Source organism: Saonia flava (assembly GCF_011927795.1).
GTDB classification, from domain to species: Bacteria; Bacteroidota; Bacteroidia; order Flavobacteriales; family Flavobacteriaceae; genus Saonia; species Saonia flava.
Window position 1 is genome coordinate 2,014,543 of the sequence record NZ_JAATJJ010000001.1, and the last position, 16,725, is coordinate 2,031,267.

At 35.8% G+C, this 16,725-nt stretch carries 13 protein-coding genes; 12 read left to right on the forward strand and 1 reads right to left on the reverse strand.

Annotated elements, in window-relative coordinates; genetic code table 11:
• Window positions 1-39: 39 nt before the first annotated feature.
• A complete protein-coding gene (locus tag GGR42_RS08840; protein WP_167962963.1) occupies window positions 40-2,751 on the forward strand; it encodes a PD-(D/E)XK nuclease family protein in 2,712 nt (903 codons plus the stop codon).
• Here GGR42_RS08840 and GGR42_RS08845 read toward each other — a convergent pair whose 3' ends face one another.
• A complete protein-coding gene (locus GGR42_RS08845; protein ID WP_167962965.1) occupies window positions 2,752-3,462 on the reverse strand; it encodes an SDR family oxidoreductase in 711 nt (236 codons plus the stop codon). It lies immediately after the preceding gene.
• 163 nt (window positions 3,463-3,625) lie between these two features.
• On the opposite strand from GGR42_RS08845, the gene GGR42_RS08850 reads away from it, so the two are divergent.
• From GGR42_RS08850 to GGR42_RS08900, 11 genes are all read left to right on the forward strand, one after another.
• Entirely contained in the window at window positions 3,626-6,001 is a 2,376-nt protein-coding gene (locus GGR42_RS08850) for a heavy metal translocating P-type ATPase (RefSeq protein WP_167962967.1), read from the forward strand.
• A 71-nt stretch (window positions 6,002-6,072) separates the two neighbouring features.
• Entirely contained in the window at window positions 6,073-6,261 is a 189-nt protein-coding gene (ccoS, locus tag GGR42_RS08855) for a cbb3-type cytochrome oxidase assembly protein CcoS (protein WP_167962969.1), read from the forward strand.
• Between the two features lie 18 nt (window positions 6,262-6,279).
• On the forward strand, window positions 6,280-8,481 hold the full coding sequence (ccoN, locus tag GGR42_RS08860) for a cytochrome-c oxidase, cbb3-type subunit I (protein WP_167962971.1): 2,202 nt from the start codon (window positions 6,280-6,282) through the stop codon (window positions 8,479-8,481).
• 3 nt (window positions 8,482-8,484) lie between these two features.
• A complete protein-coding gene (locus GGR42_RS08865) occupies window positions 8,485-8,676 on the forward strand; it encodes a CcoQ/FixQ family Cbb3-type cytochrome c oxidase assembly chaperone (protein ID WP_167962973.1) in 192 nt (63 codons plus the stop codon).
• Window positions 8,673-9,623 carry a cbb3-type cytochrome c oxidase N-terminal domain-containing protein gene (locus GGR42_RS08870; RefSeq protein ID WP_167962976.1) on the forward strand — a complete coding sequence of 317 codons (951 nt, stop codon included), beginning with the start codon at window positions 8,673-8,675 and terminating at the stop codon, window positions 9,621-9,623. Before GGR42_RS08865 ends, GGR42_RS08870 begins: the two co-directional genes overlap by 4 nt.
• Before the next feature lie 42 nt (window positions 9,624-9,665).
• Window positions 9,666-11,075, forward strand: a complete 1,410-nt coding sequence (gene ccoG / locus GGR42_RS08875; RefSeq protein ID WP_167962978.1) for a cytochrome c oxidase accessory protein CcoG — start codon at window positions 9,666-9,668, stop codon at window positions 11,073-11,075.
• A 14-nt stretch (window positions 11,076-11,089) separates the two neighbouring features.
• Entirely contained in the window at window positions 11,090-11,536 is a 447-nt protein-coding gene (locus GGR42_RS08880) for a FixH family protein (protein ID WP_167962980.1), read from the forward strand.
• Between the two features lies 1 nt (window position 11,537).
• On the forward strand, window positions 11,538-12,242 hold the full coding sequence (locus tag GGR42_RS08885; RefSeq protein WP_167962982.1) for a sulfite exporter TauE/SafE family protein: 705 nt from the start codon (window positions 11,538-11,540) through the stop codon (window positions 12,240-12,242).
• 79 nt (window positions 12,243-12,321) lie between these two features.
• Window positions 12,322-13,713, forward strand: coding sequence for a Gfo/Idh/MocA family protein (locus tag GGR42_RS08890; protein ID WP_167962984.1), 1,392 nt, complete (start codon window positions 12,322-12,324; stop codon window positions 13,711-13,713).
• 278 nt (window positions 13,714-13,991) lie between these two features.
• Window positions 13,992-15,407 carry an MBL fold metallo-hydrolase gene (locus GGR42_RS08895; RefSeq protein ID WP_167962986.1) on the forward strand — a complete coding sequence of 472 codons (1,416 nt, stop codon included), beginning with the start codon at window positions 13,992-13,994 and terminating at the stop codon, window positions 15,405-15,407.
• Complete coding sequence (locus GGR42_RS08900; RefSeq protein ID WP_167962988.1) at window positions 15,407-16,669, forward strand: NAD(P)/FAD-dependent oxidoreductase; 1,263 nt, start codon at window positions 15,407-15,409, stop codon at window positions 16,667-16,669. Before GGR42_RS08895 ends, GGR42_RS08900 begins: the two co-directional genes overlap by 1 nt.
• The last annotated feature ends 56 nt before the right edge of the window (window positions 16,670-16,725 follow it).

Here is a 16,725-nt window from a genome sequence, read left to right on the forward strand (position 1 = left end):
AAAGCTCCGCATAATGCGGAGCTTTTTTTATTTTTACCCATGCAAAGTTTTTTAGAAGAGGTAATAAGTAATATATGGGCCAAATACAAAAGCTTTGATAATGTAGTATTTATTCTTCCCAGTAAGCGCGCTGGTACTTTCCTAAAAAACAACTTGGCCAAAACGGCCAAGAAAACTTTTTTTTCTCCAAAGATATACTCCATTGAAAGTTTTGTGGAAAAGGTGTCTGGAATTTCGTATGCTTCCAATACACAACAACTCTTTGAGCTTTATAATAGTTATTTAAAAACATATAATGGTGAAAAAGATGAGTTCCATTCTTTTTCCAAATGGGGACAAACTCTTCTCCAAGATATTAATGAGATAGATCGCTATTTAGTTAACCCCCAACAAATATTCTCTTACCTATATGCCATTAAAGAATTGGATTATTGGGATAAAACAAAAATGATGAAAGCATACATTCATTTTTGGAAAAATTTGGAGCAACTGTATACCCATTTTAATTCAAATCTAATAGATAAAGGAATTGGGCATCAAGGATTGGTCTATAGAAAAGCCACCGCCAATATAGAAGACTATATTGCCGTAAATAGTAAACAGCATATATTTATAGGGTTTAATGCATTGAACAAAGCAGAAGACTACATTATACAAAAAATCCTTGAATATGGCATTGGAGATATTTATTGGGATATTGATTCCTATTTTCTAGAAGATCCTATCCATGATGCGGGTTATTTTATTAGACAACACAAAAAGAATTGGCCTTACTTTAGAGATAATCCTTTAAAAGGCTTCAGCAATATTTACCTTTCCCAAAAAAATATCCAAGTTATAGGAGTTCCCAAAAGTGTTTCGCAAGCAAAATATGTTGGTGGGCTTCTAAAAGATTTAAAAGAAAAAGATGGAGATTATATAAAAAATACCGCAGTAATATTAGGTGATGAAACCTTATTAAATCCAATTATCAATTCAATTCCAAAAGAAATTGAAGGCATAAACATTACAATGGGATATCCGCTACATAAAACACCAGTGGCGAGTTTGTTTTCCCAATTATTTGAACTCTATATAAGTACTAGTTCCAAAGGGTGGTATTTTAAAAATGTTATAGATGTTCTCTCCCATCCCTATGTTCAGATTCTACTATCTGTTGACGAGGAAAATTCCTCTTCCAAAATCAGCGAGGAAATAATCAAAAAAAATTGGGTCCATATTAACCTTCATAAAATGGGATTGGCATCACAAAAAAAGTCCAGCCCCCTATCGCTTTTATTTTACAAAAATCCAGACTCACCAATTGAATTTGTTGAGAAGAGCTTGCGCCTTATTGAAGGAATTAAAAACGTTTTTATTGAAAAAGGAAATTCTTTGGGTCTTGAATACCTGTACCGGTTTAATAGACTGTTCAATCAGTTAGATGAAGTTATTAAAAAACACTCATTTATTAAAGATTTAAAAACACTGTATGGGCTATACCAAGAACTTATTTCATCAGAAACTTTGGACTTTCAGGGAGAGCCATTAAAAGGTTTACAAGTAATGGGTATGTTAGAAAGTAGAAACTTGGACTTTGAAACAGTTATCATTACCTCGGTAAATGAAGGTATTTTACCCTCAGGAAAATCAAACAACTCTTTTATCCCCTTTGATGTTAAAAAGGAATATGACCTGCCAACCTATAAAGAAAAGGACGCTGTTTACACCTACCACTTCTATAGGCTGTTGCATAGAGCAAAAAATGTATATATACTCTATAATACAGAACCTGATGTCTTGGAAGGGGGAGAAAAAAGTAGGCTCATTACCCAATTATTGACTGATGAAAATAAAGCACAGGACATTATCCAAATCATTGCATCACCAGAAATACAGGCCGTTTCCAAAAATTTAGAGCAAGTCCAAAAGGGCGAAAACTTGATCAATGAAATAAAAAAATTAGCATCCAAAGGATTTTCTCCCTCATCTCTTTCCAATTACATTAGAAACCCAATTGATTTTTATAAACAAAGTATTCTTAAGATTAATGATGTTTTGGAGGTAGAAGAAAATGTAGCTGCCAATACATTCGGTACAATAGTCCATGACACTTTAGAGGAATTATATATGCCATTTGTTGGTTCTTTTTTGACCCAGGAAAACCTAATGGCCATAAAAACATCTATACCAAAAATTGTAACCTCTAATTTTAAAAAAACCTATTCCGATGGTGATATAACAAGTGGAAAAAATCTCATTGCATATAATGTTGTTCTAAAGTATATAGAAACATTTATACAAATGGAAATACATGAGGTGAAAAATCATCAAATCAAAATAATAGGACTGGAAGAAAAACTAGAGGTAAAACTAAATATTGCAGAACTAGATTTCCCTGTAATATTAAAAGGAAAACTAGACCGAATTGATGAAAAAGACGGGGTCATAAGAATTATTGATTACAAAACAGGAAAGGTTGAGGCGCGGGATGTTAAACTAACTGATTGGGAAGGATTAAATAATGATTACAAAAAAAACAAGGCTTTTCAACTATTATGCTACGCCTTGATGTATAATGAAAAAGAATCTTTTCAAACGATAGAGGCAGGAATCTATTCTTTTAAAAACTTAAAAAGCGGTCTACTAAAGTTTAAAGCTGAAAATGCTTATATCAATGAAGAAACCCTAACTAACTTTAAAGCCTCTTTAAAAGAACTCATACTGGAAATATGTAATCCAGAAATTTCCTTTCTTGAAAAAGAACTATGATTACTTTAAATCTGGCCTTGTGGGTCTTACTTCAATTTTACTGGGCAATGCTCTTGGGTGCATTTTAAGCAAATCCAAAACCAAATCACCAATATCTTCTGGCTGTATTTTCCATGCATCCGCATCAGAAGGCACATGGTCATTAAAATGGGTGGCAACTGACCCTGGCATAATAGTAGACACTTTTATTCCATATTTTCTTAAATCCAACATAACTGCTTGGGTAAACCCTACTACACCAAACTTGGTGGCATTGTATCCCGCTGCAGTTGGAAAAAAATTAGTGCCAGCCAAACTTGCCAAGGTTATGTAATAACCTTTGGACTTTTTCAATGCCTTTACCGAAGCTTTTAACGTGTGGAAAACACCATTAAGATTAGTATCTATCATTTGGTGCCAATCTTCAAAGGAAAGCTCATCAATTGGGGCAAAATGACCCACGCCAGCATTTGCCAAGACTACATCCAAGTGTCCCCATTTATCCATAATTGTCTTTATGGCCTTATTTTCATCTTCACTATTTGTTACATCAGAAGTAATTCCTAGGACATTGTCTCCAGCATTCAAGTATTTTATTGCCTCTTCCAAAGCTTTTGCACTTCTTCCGCTTATGGCAACTTTCATTCCCGCTTCCAATAATTTTCTTGCAACGCCCAGCCCAATTCCTTTAGAACCACCCGTAATATATACTACTTTGTCTTTTAAGTCCATTCCTATATATTATTTTAATACCCATTTAAAACCTTTCCTTTTGTAGTCCTTCATCCATACTACAACCATAAAATTAAACATCTATACTTACAAAACCTGATATTAATCATGTTTTATCTCAACAGCTTTTAAAACCTTTGCCATTGGTATAATGAGCAAATTTATGGATTCGTTAAAATGCTACCATTGTGGCGATGAATGTGGAACTCCCCCTGTTCATTTTGATAACAAAGATTTCTGTTGCAATGGCTGTAAAACTGTTTATGAGATTTTTTCCAGCAATGACCTTTCCTATTATTATGACTTGCAAACCTCCGCAGGGACCACGCCAAATTTGGTTGAAGGAAAATATAATTTTCTTGATGATGATTCTATCATTGAAAAATTGGTGGAGTTTAATGATGGAAACCTTCAAATAATTAATCTTTATATCCCGCACATTCATTGTAGTTCCTGTATATGGGTTTTGGAGAACCTTAATAAACTACATGGCTCCGTGGTAAGTTCATATGTAGATTTTCCCAAAAAGACCGTTCGCATCACCTTTAAGAGCCAATATCTTTCTTTGAAAGAACTAGTAATTTTATTGACAAAAATTGGGTACGAACCCTATATTTCTTTAGATGATTATGGTAAGACTAAAAAAAGGACAGACAATAATCTGTTATATAAGGTTGGAGTTGCTGGTTTTGCTTTTGGCAATGTAATGTTCTTATCTTTCCCTGAATACTTTCAAGTAAATGGTTTTTGGATAGACCAATACAAAACCTTGTTTCGATGGCTTATGTTTGCCTTTTCCCTGCCTGTAGTTTTTTATGCAGCCCAAGATTATTTCACCTCCGCTTTTAAGGGAATTAGGTCTAAAATTCTAAATATAGATGTTCCCATTGCACTAGGCATAATTGTTTTATTTATGCGTAGTACTATAGAGATTATATTTGATTGGGGTTCAGGGTTTTTTGATAGTCTAACGGGTCTTGTTTTTTTTCTACTTCTTGGCAAGTTCTTTCAACAAAAAACCTATTCCTTTCTTTCTTTTGAACGGGATTACAAATCTTATTTCCCTATTGCCATTACCCGTATCGGCAAAAATGGCAAAGAAGAGAATGCCCAGGTCTATGACATAAAAAAGGGAGACCAATTATTAATTAGAAACCAAGAATTAATTCCTGTGGATGGTATTCTAATTAGTGGGAATGCTCAAATTGACTATAGTTTTGTTACAGGGGAATCAGAACCTGTTAATTTAAATTCTGGTGACAAGGTATTCGCTGGAGGAAAACAGCTATCGGGCTCCATAGAAATTGGAGTTCTAAAAACCATTTCACAAAGTTATCTTACCCAGTTATGGAGTAATTCGGTTTTTCAAAAAAATAAGTCAGACAATTTCCAAACCTTAACAGATAGCATAGGTAGACGTTTTACGGTTGCAGTGCTTTCCATTGCCATATTGGCCACTGGTTTTTGGTTATTTTATGATAGTACTAAGGCCCTCAATGTCTTTACAGCTGTACTTATTATCGCATGTCCCTGTGCTATTGCTTTAGCAGCTCCGTTTACACTAGGTAATTTGCTTCGCATTTTTGGAAAAAACAAGTTCTACTTAAAGGACACAACCACTATAGAGCAACTGGCACAAATAGATACTGCAATTTTTGATAAAACAGGAACCATAACAACCTCGAAAAAAAGTACTGTCAGCTATGAAGGCCTAGAGCTAACCTCCGACGAGGAATCTCTTTTAAAAAATACTTTACGGGCATCAAATCATCCTCTAAGTAGAACCTTGTACAATATACTCCAGGAACAAGACATTATGACCTTGGACGATTATCAAGAATATCTTGGAAAGGGTATTGAAGCTTCTAAAGAATCCTCCCATATAAAAATTGGATCCGCTTCTTTTGTTGGTAAAACCTTGGAAAATAATCTTGAGAAAACCTCAGTACACATAAGTGCCAACAATATATATAAGGGACGGTTTGTTTTTCAAAATGAATATAGGGAAGGGGTTTCAAGGATCTTTAAATCCATGTCAAAAAAAATGGATGTGTCCATCCTATCGGGAGATAACAATGGGGAAAAATCTAGATTGGAATTACTCCTTCCAAAAGGAACACCTCTTTTTTTTAATCAACAACCCGAAGACAAACTTAACTTTATTAAATCTCTTCAAAGTCAAGGCAAAAAAGTGATGATGGTCGGTGATGGACTTAATGATGCTGGAGCATTGGCTCAAAGCGATGTTGGTATTGCCATATCCGAAAATGTAAATGTGTTCTCCCCTGCGTGCGATGGTATTATGGACGCATCAAAATTTAAAGAACTTTATAAGTATGTTCTCGCTTCTAAAAAAGCTATGAAAATAATAAAACTAAGCTTTATGCTTTCTTTGGCCTACAACATAGCTGGTCTGTATTTTGCCGTAACTGGACAATTGCAGCCTGTTATTGCAGCTATTTTAATGCCACTAAGTTCTATAAGTGTTGTTGTATTTACTACGGGTGCTACCAATATTATGGGAAGGAAATTAAAATAAATAAAAAGCTGACAAATGTCATATTTTAAGGAAATAGAGGGAGATAATTTTACAAAATAATTAAGGCTGGTATGAGTGTAATATATGTGTTGTTGGCAATTAGCATTGTTGTTGCTGTCATTTTTTTTGCAGCATTTATTGTGTCCGTAAAAAATGGTCAATATGATGATTCCTATACACCATCTGTACGCATGCTTTTTGAAGACGAATTAGTAAAAACAACCACTACAACAAAGAATAAAAAAAATCCAACTAAATAAAAGTCAAAAATTATAATTATGGAAGTACAACAGTTTTATTACGATAACAAAATCGTAAAGAAATTCCTATACGCTACGTTATTTTGGGGAATTATTGGGATGCTAGTAGGTTTGCTCCTAGCATTCATGTTTTTGTTTCCTAACGTAACCGATGGTATATCATGGCTTAGTTTTGGTCGTTTAAGACCATTACATACCAATGCTGTGATTTTTGCATTTGTAGGCAATGCCATTTTTGCTGGGGTCTATTATTCCACCCAACGATTGCTCAAAGCACGTATGTTTAGTGATGCATTGAGTAACTTCAATTTCTGGGGCTGGCAAGCTATTATAGTCGCAGCTGCTATTACACTGCCATTAGGGTATACTACCTCCAAGGAGTATGCAGAGTTGGAGTGGCCCATAGATTTAGCTATTGCACTGGTTTGGGTCGCTTTTGGCTGGAACCTTATTGGCACTATGATTAAAAGAAGGCAACGTCATCTATATGTTGCCATTTGGTTCTATTTGGCAACATTCGTGACTGTAGCTGTTCTACATATTTTTAACAGTTTGGAACTTCCAGTAAGCGCACTAAAAAGTTATTCCGTTTATGCGGGGGTGCAAGATGCTTTAGTTCAATGGTGGTATGGCCATAATGCCGTTGCATTTTTCTTAACAACCCCGTTCTTGGGCCTTATGTACTATTTTGTGCCCAAAGCGGCTAATAGACCGGTTTATTCCTATAAACTTTCCATTGTACACTTTTGGTCCCTGATTTTTATTTATATCTGGGCTGGACCTCATCACCTTCTATATTCCTCATTGCCAGACTGGGCGCAGAACCTAGGTGTTGCCTTCTCGATAATGTTGATTGCTCCTTCTTGGGGTGGTATGATCAACGGATTATTAACCTTAAGAGGTGCTTGGGACAAAGTACGAACCGATCCTACATTAAAATTTATGGTTGTGGCCATTACTGGGTACGGTATGGCAACCTTTGAAGGCCCCATGCTCTCCCTTAAAAATGTAAATGCAATAGCTCACTTTAGTGATTGGATTATTGCACACGTGCATGTTGGTGCATTGGCATGGAATGGCTTTTTAACTTTTGGCATGGTGTATTGGTTAGTACCAAAAATGTTTAAAACCAGATTGTTTTCTAAAGGTTTGGCCAACTTCCATTTTTGGATTGGCACATTAGGTATTATTCTTTATGCACTGCCAATGTACGTTGCAGGTTTTACCCAGGCTCTAATGTGGAAAGATTTTAATCCAGATGGAACTTTAGTTTATGGTAACTTTTTAGAGACAGTTGCTCAGATTATACCTATGTATTGGATGCGGGCAATTGGTGGTTCATTGTATATTGTTGGGTTTATTGTAATGCTCTACAATGTTGTACAAACTGTTCGTTCGGGCAGCAAAGTAGAAGATGAATTGGCCGAAGCTACTGCATTAACTAGAGTATCCAAAAAAAGAACGGCCGGGGAAACATTCCATACATGGTTGGAGCGTAAGCCTATACAGTTGACCATTTTAGCGACCATTGCTATTCTAATTGGTGGAGTCATTCAAATTGTGCCCACAATTTTGGTGAAATCCAATATTCCTACGATTACAAGTGTAAAACCTTATACTCCATTAGAACTGGAAGGAAGAGACCTATATATTCGAGAAGGTTGTGTGGGTTGTCATTCCCAAATGATTAGACCTTTCCGAAGTGAAGTAGAACGCTACGGTGAATATTCCAAAGCTGGGGAATATGTGTATGACCATCCCTTCCTTTGGGGAAGTAAACGTACGGGGCCCGATTTGTTTAGGGTTGGGGGCAAATATTCAGATAATTGGCATTTAAACCATATGTATGACCCACAAAGCACTTCATCTGGCTCTATTATGCCCGCCTACCAATGGTTGGTACGAAATGAGCATGATCGCGGTAATATTGAAGCAAAAATGAATGCCATGGTCTCATTAGGTGTGCCATACACCGAAACCGATATTGACAATGCAAAAGAAACCATGGACAAACAAGCTATACAAATAGAAAAAAACCTGTATACCAATCCAGATTTTGCAAAAAGCTATGAGCAAGATAAAAAGTATGCCCAGGAAAACGGAGAGCCTTTTGTAGAAATGAGAGACAGAGAGATTGTTGCACTAATTGCCTATCTACAGCGATTGGGCACGGATATTAAAATAAAGGAAACAGGAGAAACATTATCAAAAAATAATTAAGCCATGCTAAAATTTGTAAAAAACCATATGGAAAGTATTGATGGAATAGCAACCTATCCCATGATATCATTACTTATTTTCTTTGTCTTTTTTGCTCTACTATTTTGGTGGGTGTTTACAGCAAAGAAAGAATATATAAAAGAAGTCAGTGAACTTCCATTTGAAGATAACAACCAAATAAACAATCAATTATGAAAAATATAGGTCCTTGGTGGATTAGAATTCCGCTCATCTTTTTTATCATCTTTGGATTAATGGAGTACTTTATAGACTCTGGAGATAAACCCGCATTTATAGAATATCCCATAACCCAATATTTCCTTATTCTGGTGTTAATGATATTAATAGCCATAGAACTCATTGTGAAATCTATTGAAAATGTAATGTTCCAAACCCTTTCGCCTGAGGCCAAAGAAAGATATTTAGCTTCAAAAGCTGAAAAAAGGGAATGGACATGGGGCAAGAACATGTACAAAAAACTCACGGGTAATAAACCTATTGAGGAGGAGGGTGAAATTATACTAGACCACAATTATGATGGTATTAAGGAGTTGGACAATAAACTACCGCCATGGTGGGTATATATGTTCTATGCAACTATCATTTTTGGAGTTATCTATCTGGTTCGTTTTCATGTGTTTTATGATTATACCCAGAAACAGGAATATGAACAAGAGATGGCTGCAGCTAAAATTTCTGTAGAAGAGTATAAAAAGACGGCCAAGGATTTGGTAGATGTAAGCACAGTGGAGTTATTAACCGAAGCATCTGATTTAAAAACTGGGGAAAATGTTTTTACAGCCAACTGTGTTGCTTGTCATATGGCCGATGGCGGTGGTGGAATAGGTCCAAATCTAACCGATGAATATTGGATTCTCGGGGGAGGAATTAAAAATGTATTCAATACCATTTCTGAAGGAGGTAGAGACGGTAAGGGAATGATTGCCTGGAAGCAAAGTCTTAAACCCGCACAAATAGCACAAGTTGCCAGTTACATTTTGTCCATGCAAGGTACAACGCCCGCCAATCCAAAAGCAGCTGAAGGTGATATTTGGGTAGATGAAAATGCACCAGTATCTGAAGAAGCAATTGAGACTATGGAACAAGTAGTTGATTCTGTGGAAACAATAGTGGAAGAATAATAGGCTCTTATTTTCGAAGAAAAAGGAGATAAACAAAAAGTAATGGACGATAATTTTAGGGACTCAATAGGCACCATAAACCAAGAAGGGAAACGTGCTTGGGTATTCCCAAAAAAGCCCAGTGGCAAGTTTTACAACTATCGTAAATGGGTTAGTTACGGTCTTTTACTGTTTTTGATATTTGCTCCTTTTGTGAAAATCAATGGCAACCAATTTTTAATGTTCAATGTTCTAGAAAGACGTTTCAACATTTTTGGTTTCCCTTTTTGGCCACAAGATTTTCATCTATTTGTAATCTCAATGATTACCGGTGTTATTTTCATTACCCTCTTTACTGTAGCTTTTGGCCGTATTTTCTGTGGATGGATGTGTCCGCAAACCATTTTTTTGGAAATGGTCTTCCGCAGAATAGAATATTGGATAGATGGAGACCGTGGTGCTCAAATAAGATTGGACAGACAGCCATGGAATGCTGAAAAAATTAGAAAACGTGTCCTTAAATGGATAATCTTTTTTATTATTTCCTTTCTTATTGCCAATGTATTCCTTGCATATTTAATAGGCAGTGATAGGTTGATAACCTACATTACAGATGGGCCTCTACAGCATGTGAGCACACTTATTTCTCTGTTGATATTTACTGCGGTCTTCTATTTTATTTTTGCTTGGTTTAGGGAACAAGTGTGCATTATAGCCTGCCCTTATGGTAGGTTGCAAGGTGTACTGTTAGACAACAAATCAATAATCGTGGCCTATGACCACAAAAGAGGTGAAGGAGAAAAGGGACGTAAAAAATATAGAAAAAATGAAAATAGAACAGAACTTGGTTATGGAGATTGCATTGATTGCAACCAGTGTGTAAATGTATGTCCAACTGGTATAGATATTAGAAATGGTACACAACTAGAATGTGTAAACTGTACCGCCTGTATTGATGAATGTGATGCCATAATGGAAAAAGTTGATTTGCCAAAAGGATTGATTCGTTATGCAAGTGAAGATGAAATTCAGAAAAAAGAAAAATTCAAATTTACACCTAGGTTAAAAGGATACACTGCTGTACTGGTCATTCTTATAGGGGTTTTAGTGGGCATGCTGTTTTTAAGAAATGATCTGGAAGCTAATATTTTACGTTTACCTGGACAATTGTACGAACACAAAGAAGGGAACATTATCAGCAATGTATACACCTATAAATTAATGAATAAAACAACTAAAAATGTTGAAGACGTTAGTTTTAGGTTGTTATCCCATAAAGGAACAATAGAGCTGGTAACCCATCAAAATTTTGATGTCCCAGCTGAGGACTTGGCTGAGGGAACCTTGTTTATTGAAATTAATAATTCTGCTTTGAACGGAGATAAAGACAAACTAAGAATTGGGGTGTATAGCGGCGACAAATTAATTGAAACAACTACTGCGCGGTTTTTAGCGCCCAGAAGCTATAAATAAAAAATAGAAACAACATGAAAATAAACTGGGGAACAGGAATCGTATTATCATTTATAGCCTTTATTGGGTTTATTCTATTCTTTGTGGTAAAAATGAGCACTGATAACAAAGCCAACCATGATTTGGTTACAGAAGAATATTATAAGGCAGAGCTAGAATACCAAAAAGAAATTGATGCGGAAAAAAACAGCAATGCCCTATCGGAAAAAATTGAAATTGAAAAAACTTCAGAAGGTTTGGTCATTAAATTCCCCAAAGAAATAAATTATCAGCGGTTAAAAGGAACAATATCCTTATATAGGCCATCTAATAAGCACTTGGATTTTAACTTACCCATAAGTTTATCCACTACACATTTGCTCATACCTGACAAACGCTTATTGGATGGTCGTTGGGATATAAAAATTTCTTGGGAAGAAAATGGAAAAAGTTTTTTACATAAAGAAAGTATAACCTACTAAAATGTTTTTGGCAGCTATTATATTGGGATTAATGGGAAGCTTGCACTGTGTTGGCATGTGTGGCCCTATAGCATTTATGCTTCCAGTGGATAGAACCAATAATTTAAAAAAAGGCTCGCAAATACTTATATATCATTTTGGCAGGTTGCTTTCCTATGGAATAATAGGATTGGTCTTTGGGCTTTTGGGCAAAGGGCTTTTTGTTTTTGGAATGCAACAAAAACTATCAATATTTATAGGTGCTCTTATGATTGTGTCTGTTTTAATTCCCTTAAGAATTTTTAATAAATATAATCTCTCAAAACCAGTATATAAACTTATTTCAAAAGTTAAAAATAAATTGGGCAAGGAACTTAAAAAGAAAACTCCCGACACCTTCTTGACCATTGGTTTTTTAAATGGATTTTTACCTTGCGGTCTTGTCTATATGGCTCTTTTTGGTGCTATTGCTCTAGGCAACCCTTTAAATGGTTCTATCTATATGATATTATTCGGACTTGGAACTATTCCTCTAATGACCTCTGTTATATATTTTAGTGGATTTCTAAAAGGAGTTACACGTAAAAGGGTTCAAAAATTAATTCCAATCGTAGTAATTATTATTGGTGCTCTTTTTATACTAAGAGGCCTAGGTCTAGGGATTCCTTATATATCTCCACCTGTTCAATCGTTGGAAATCGCTACCAGTTCTATGGAATGTCATTAAATTATTACTGGACTATTATTTTGGCTTGAGGATATAAAAAGTGTACTTTTCAGTTACATACCAACTCAAACCCAATATTATGAACAACAATAAAACCAGAAGGTCTTTTTTAAAAAAAGCAGCACTAGGTTCTGCGGCAATAACGTCTACTCCTTATATATATGCATCTTCATATAAGGAAGAATTATTCCTAGAGAGGATATATGAAAAAAGGGAATATTCTGCAAATGACCAAATAAATCTGGCCCTAATAGGTTCGGGAATCCAAGGGATATATGATACGACCTCAGCTTTAAAAGTAAATGGTGTTAAGTTGGTTGCTGCCTGTGACTTATACACTGGTAGATTAGATCGTGCAAAAGAACTTTGGGGAGAAGGACTATTTGTAACTAGGGATTATCGCAAAATTCTTGATAGAAAGGATGTTGATGCCGTTATTGTTGCAGTGCCTGATCATTGGCACAAAAGAATTACCATTGATGCAATGAAAGCGGGTAAAGCTGTTTATTGTGAAAAGCCCATGGTCCAAAATTTTGAAGAGGGTCATGAAATTATTAAAGTTCAAAAAGATACTGGTATAATATGTCAAGTGGGTAGTCAAGGAATGTCCTCCCTTGGAAATGAAAAAGCCAAACAATTATATGAAGATGGAGCCATTGGAGAAATGGTCATGTTAGACATGTACAATGACCGTTATTCTTCTGAAGGTGCTTGGCAGTACCCCGTACCACCAGACGCCAACCCCAATACAATAGATTTTGATGCATTTTTGGGAAGAGCCCCTAAAGTGCCCTATGATGCAACACGTTTTTTTAGATGGAGAAACTATAAAGATTATGGCACAGGGGTTGCCGGTGATCTATTTGTCCATGCATTTTCTACATTAAATTTTATTCTTAGTTCCGATGGTCCCAACAGAGCTCTGTCCACAGGGGGGTTAAGATATTGGAAAGATGGTAGAGATGTACCAGATGTTACCCTTACTTTCTATGATTATCCAGAAACAAAAACGCATGCTGCCTTCAACGCATCCTTTAGAGTTAACTTTATTGCAGGTTCAGGTGGCGGAGGAGGTTTTCGTTTGGTTGGTACGGAAGGAGAAATGGAGGTAAGTTCCAATTCGGTAAAACTTACCCGTTCCAAATTGGGAATGACTCCAAGTAGCTATTCATTAATTGCATATACAGAAGAAAACCAAAAAAAGATTTTAAAAGCTCATTCCCTAGCCAATCCTGAAAATAGAAAATCTGAATTGAACATTGGGGAAACCACTTATAAAGCTCCTTCTGATTATAAAGGAGGGCACTACGACCACTTTTATAATTTCTTCCAAGGCATTCGTGGAAAAAAAGAAATCATTGAAAATCCAACGTTTGGATTAAGGGCTGCTGGAGCAGCTCTTTTGGCCAATGAAAGTTATTACCAAGGAAAACCTATTAACTGGGACCCAAAAAGTATGAAATTACTCTAACCAAGCATAAAGCTATTTATCTATCCCAGTAAAAAGGGGGTCAAAAGCATATGTTTTTGACCCCCTTTTTTCAATACAACTTATAAGCCTCCTTTCTTCCCGAAAAGGATCTTTTGTAACTTGTTATTTCCGAAAGTATAATACTATCATTTTTATCTGCTAGTTGATCTATATCATATGATTTTATATTAAAAATTTTGAGTTTTGTAACATTGGTTACTGTATACATTATTAATCAGTTATACCTTGAATACAGAAAAAACTTAAAAGCTTTAATCATGAAAATAGAACAAATTTATACAGGATGTTTGGCACATGCCGCCTACTATTTGGAAAGCAATGGCGAAGCAGCAATTTTTGACCCATTAAGAGAAGTGCAACCCTACATAAATAGGGCAAAAAAGGACAATGCAAAAATAAAATATGTTTTTGAAACCCATTTTCATGCCGATTTTGTTAGTGGGCATTTGGATTTAAAAGAAAAGACCGGGGCCAATATTATTTTTGGCCCAACAGCTAAACCAAGTTACGATGCCATAATCGCCAAAGACAACCAAATATTTGAGGTAGGCAACTACAAAGTTAAAGTAATTCATACCCCAGGGCATACCATGGAAAGTACTACTTATTTACTAATTGATGAAAAAGACAAAGAGCATGGTATTATTACGGGAGACACATTGTTTATTGGTGATGTAGGAAGACCAGACTTGGCGCAACATGTCGTTTCAGAACTTACAGAAGAAAAATTGGCGGGCCATCTTTTTGACTCTTTGAGAAATAAGATAATGCCGTTAAGTGATGATTTAATTGTATATCCTAACCATGGTGCTGGATCTGCTTGTGGTAAAATGATGAGTAAGGAAACTTCAGATACTTTGGGGCATCAGAAAAAAACCAATTATGCTCTTAGAGCAGATATGTCCAAAGAAGAATTTATAAAGGAGCTACTTACAGGTTTAACGGCTCCTCCAGGATACTTCCCTCAAAATGTTTTAATGAACATAAAAGGGTATGAAAGTTTAGATACTATTATGGAAAGAGGCGAAAAACCTTTGTCCGCGGAAGCTTTTGAAGCAGCATCAAATGAGACAAGGGCATTAATGCTTGATACCAGAGACGCTAAAGATTTTGCGAAGGGTTATGTTCCAAACAGCATTAATATTGGTCTAGACGGTAGTTTTGCCCAATGGGTTGGAGAAATGATTCCTGATATAAAACAAGAAATACTAATAATCACAGAACCCGGAAAAGAGGAAGAGACCATTACTAGATTATCAAGAGTTGGATATGATAAAACAATTGGTTTCCTAAAAGGTGGTTTTAAAAGTTGGCAAGAAGCTGGAAAAGAATTTGAAACCATTAATAGAATTACTGTAGCGGAATTTGAAAAAATGTATCAAAATGAAACTCCCCTTGTTTTTGATATAAGAAAGAAAAGCGAATTTGATTCTGAGCATATTATTGGGGCCATTAATGTTCCTCTAAATGAAATAAACCAACATTTATCACAATTTCCAAAAGACAAAGCCTTTGTTCTTCATTGCGCGGGCGGGTATAGAAGTATGATTGCGGCTTCTATATTAAAGCAAAGAGGTTGGGATAATTTTACCGATATGATTGGTGGTTTTGATGAAGCAAAAAAAGGTAAAATAGAATTATCAAAATATATAGAACCCACAACAATGTTATAATGAAAACACATCATCAAATTGTTATCATAGGAGGCGGTACCGCAGGAATAATGGTTGCAGCCCAAATGCAAAAAAAACACAAGAATTTAGACATAGCCATTATTGAACCATCTGACACCCATTATTATCAACCTGCTTGGACTTTGGTAGGCGCGGGCACTTATGATTTTAAGAAAACTGCTAGGCCTATGGAAAATCTTATTCCAAAAGGAGTGACATGGATAAAAGATTATGCCAATGGTTTTGAGCCAGAAAAGAATAGTGTTTCCACAAAATCAAGAGGTAACATTACCTATGACTACTTGGTAGTGGCCCCTGGACTGGTCATGGATTTATCCTTAATTGAAGGGCTTCCTGAAGCATTGGGCAAAGGTGTTGTATGTAGTAATTATACGGATCCAGAACATACCTGGGATGTCATAAAAAACTTTAAGGGCGGCAACGCTGTTTTTACCCAGCCCACTACTCCTATTAAATGTGGTGGAGCTCCGCAAAAAATTGCGTATTTGGCTGCTGATTATTTTAGAAAAAATGGTGTGGCAAACAAATCGAACGTCATTTTCGCTACCCCGGGAACCGTTATTTTTGGTGTAAAAGTTATAAAAGAAACCTTAATGAAGGTTATAGATCGTTATGGGATTCATTTTAAACCCTTCTACGCTCCGTATAAAATTGATGCTGATAAAAAAATTGTCTATTTTAAAAATACAGCTAAAGGCGAAAACCAGTGCGTAATTACTGAAGACAATACTTTAGGAGAGACCATGATGGGAGAAGCCATTATTGAGATGCCTTTTGATATGCTTCATTTGGCTCCCCCACAAACAGCTCCAAAATTTGTCAAAGAATCTGTTTTGGTAAATGAGGCCGGATGGTTGGATGTAGATCACCATTCCCTACAACACAATAAATACAATAACATTTTTGGCCTTGGGGACGTGGCCGCATTGCCAACTGCCAAAACAGGGGCTGCCATTAGAAAACAGGTTCCTGTGGTCGTAGATAACATTTTAAAATTGATGAAAAATAAGAAAGCAACCAATAAATCATATAATGGTTACTCTTCTTGTCCATTGGTTACAGCTTATGGAAAAATGGTGTTGGGAGAGTTTGACTATGACAATAACTTTACACCAGACCCCAAACTAAAACGAATGCTGGTGTTTAACAGTGCAAAGGAACATTGGCGTCTATGGATGCTGAAAAAATATGGCCTTCCTTATTTGTATTGGAACAAAATGATGAAGGGAAAAGATGTATAAATAAACAAGGGATGTCCCTTTTGGACATCCCTTGCTTCCTATTTACAACAATCTAA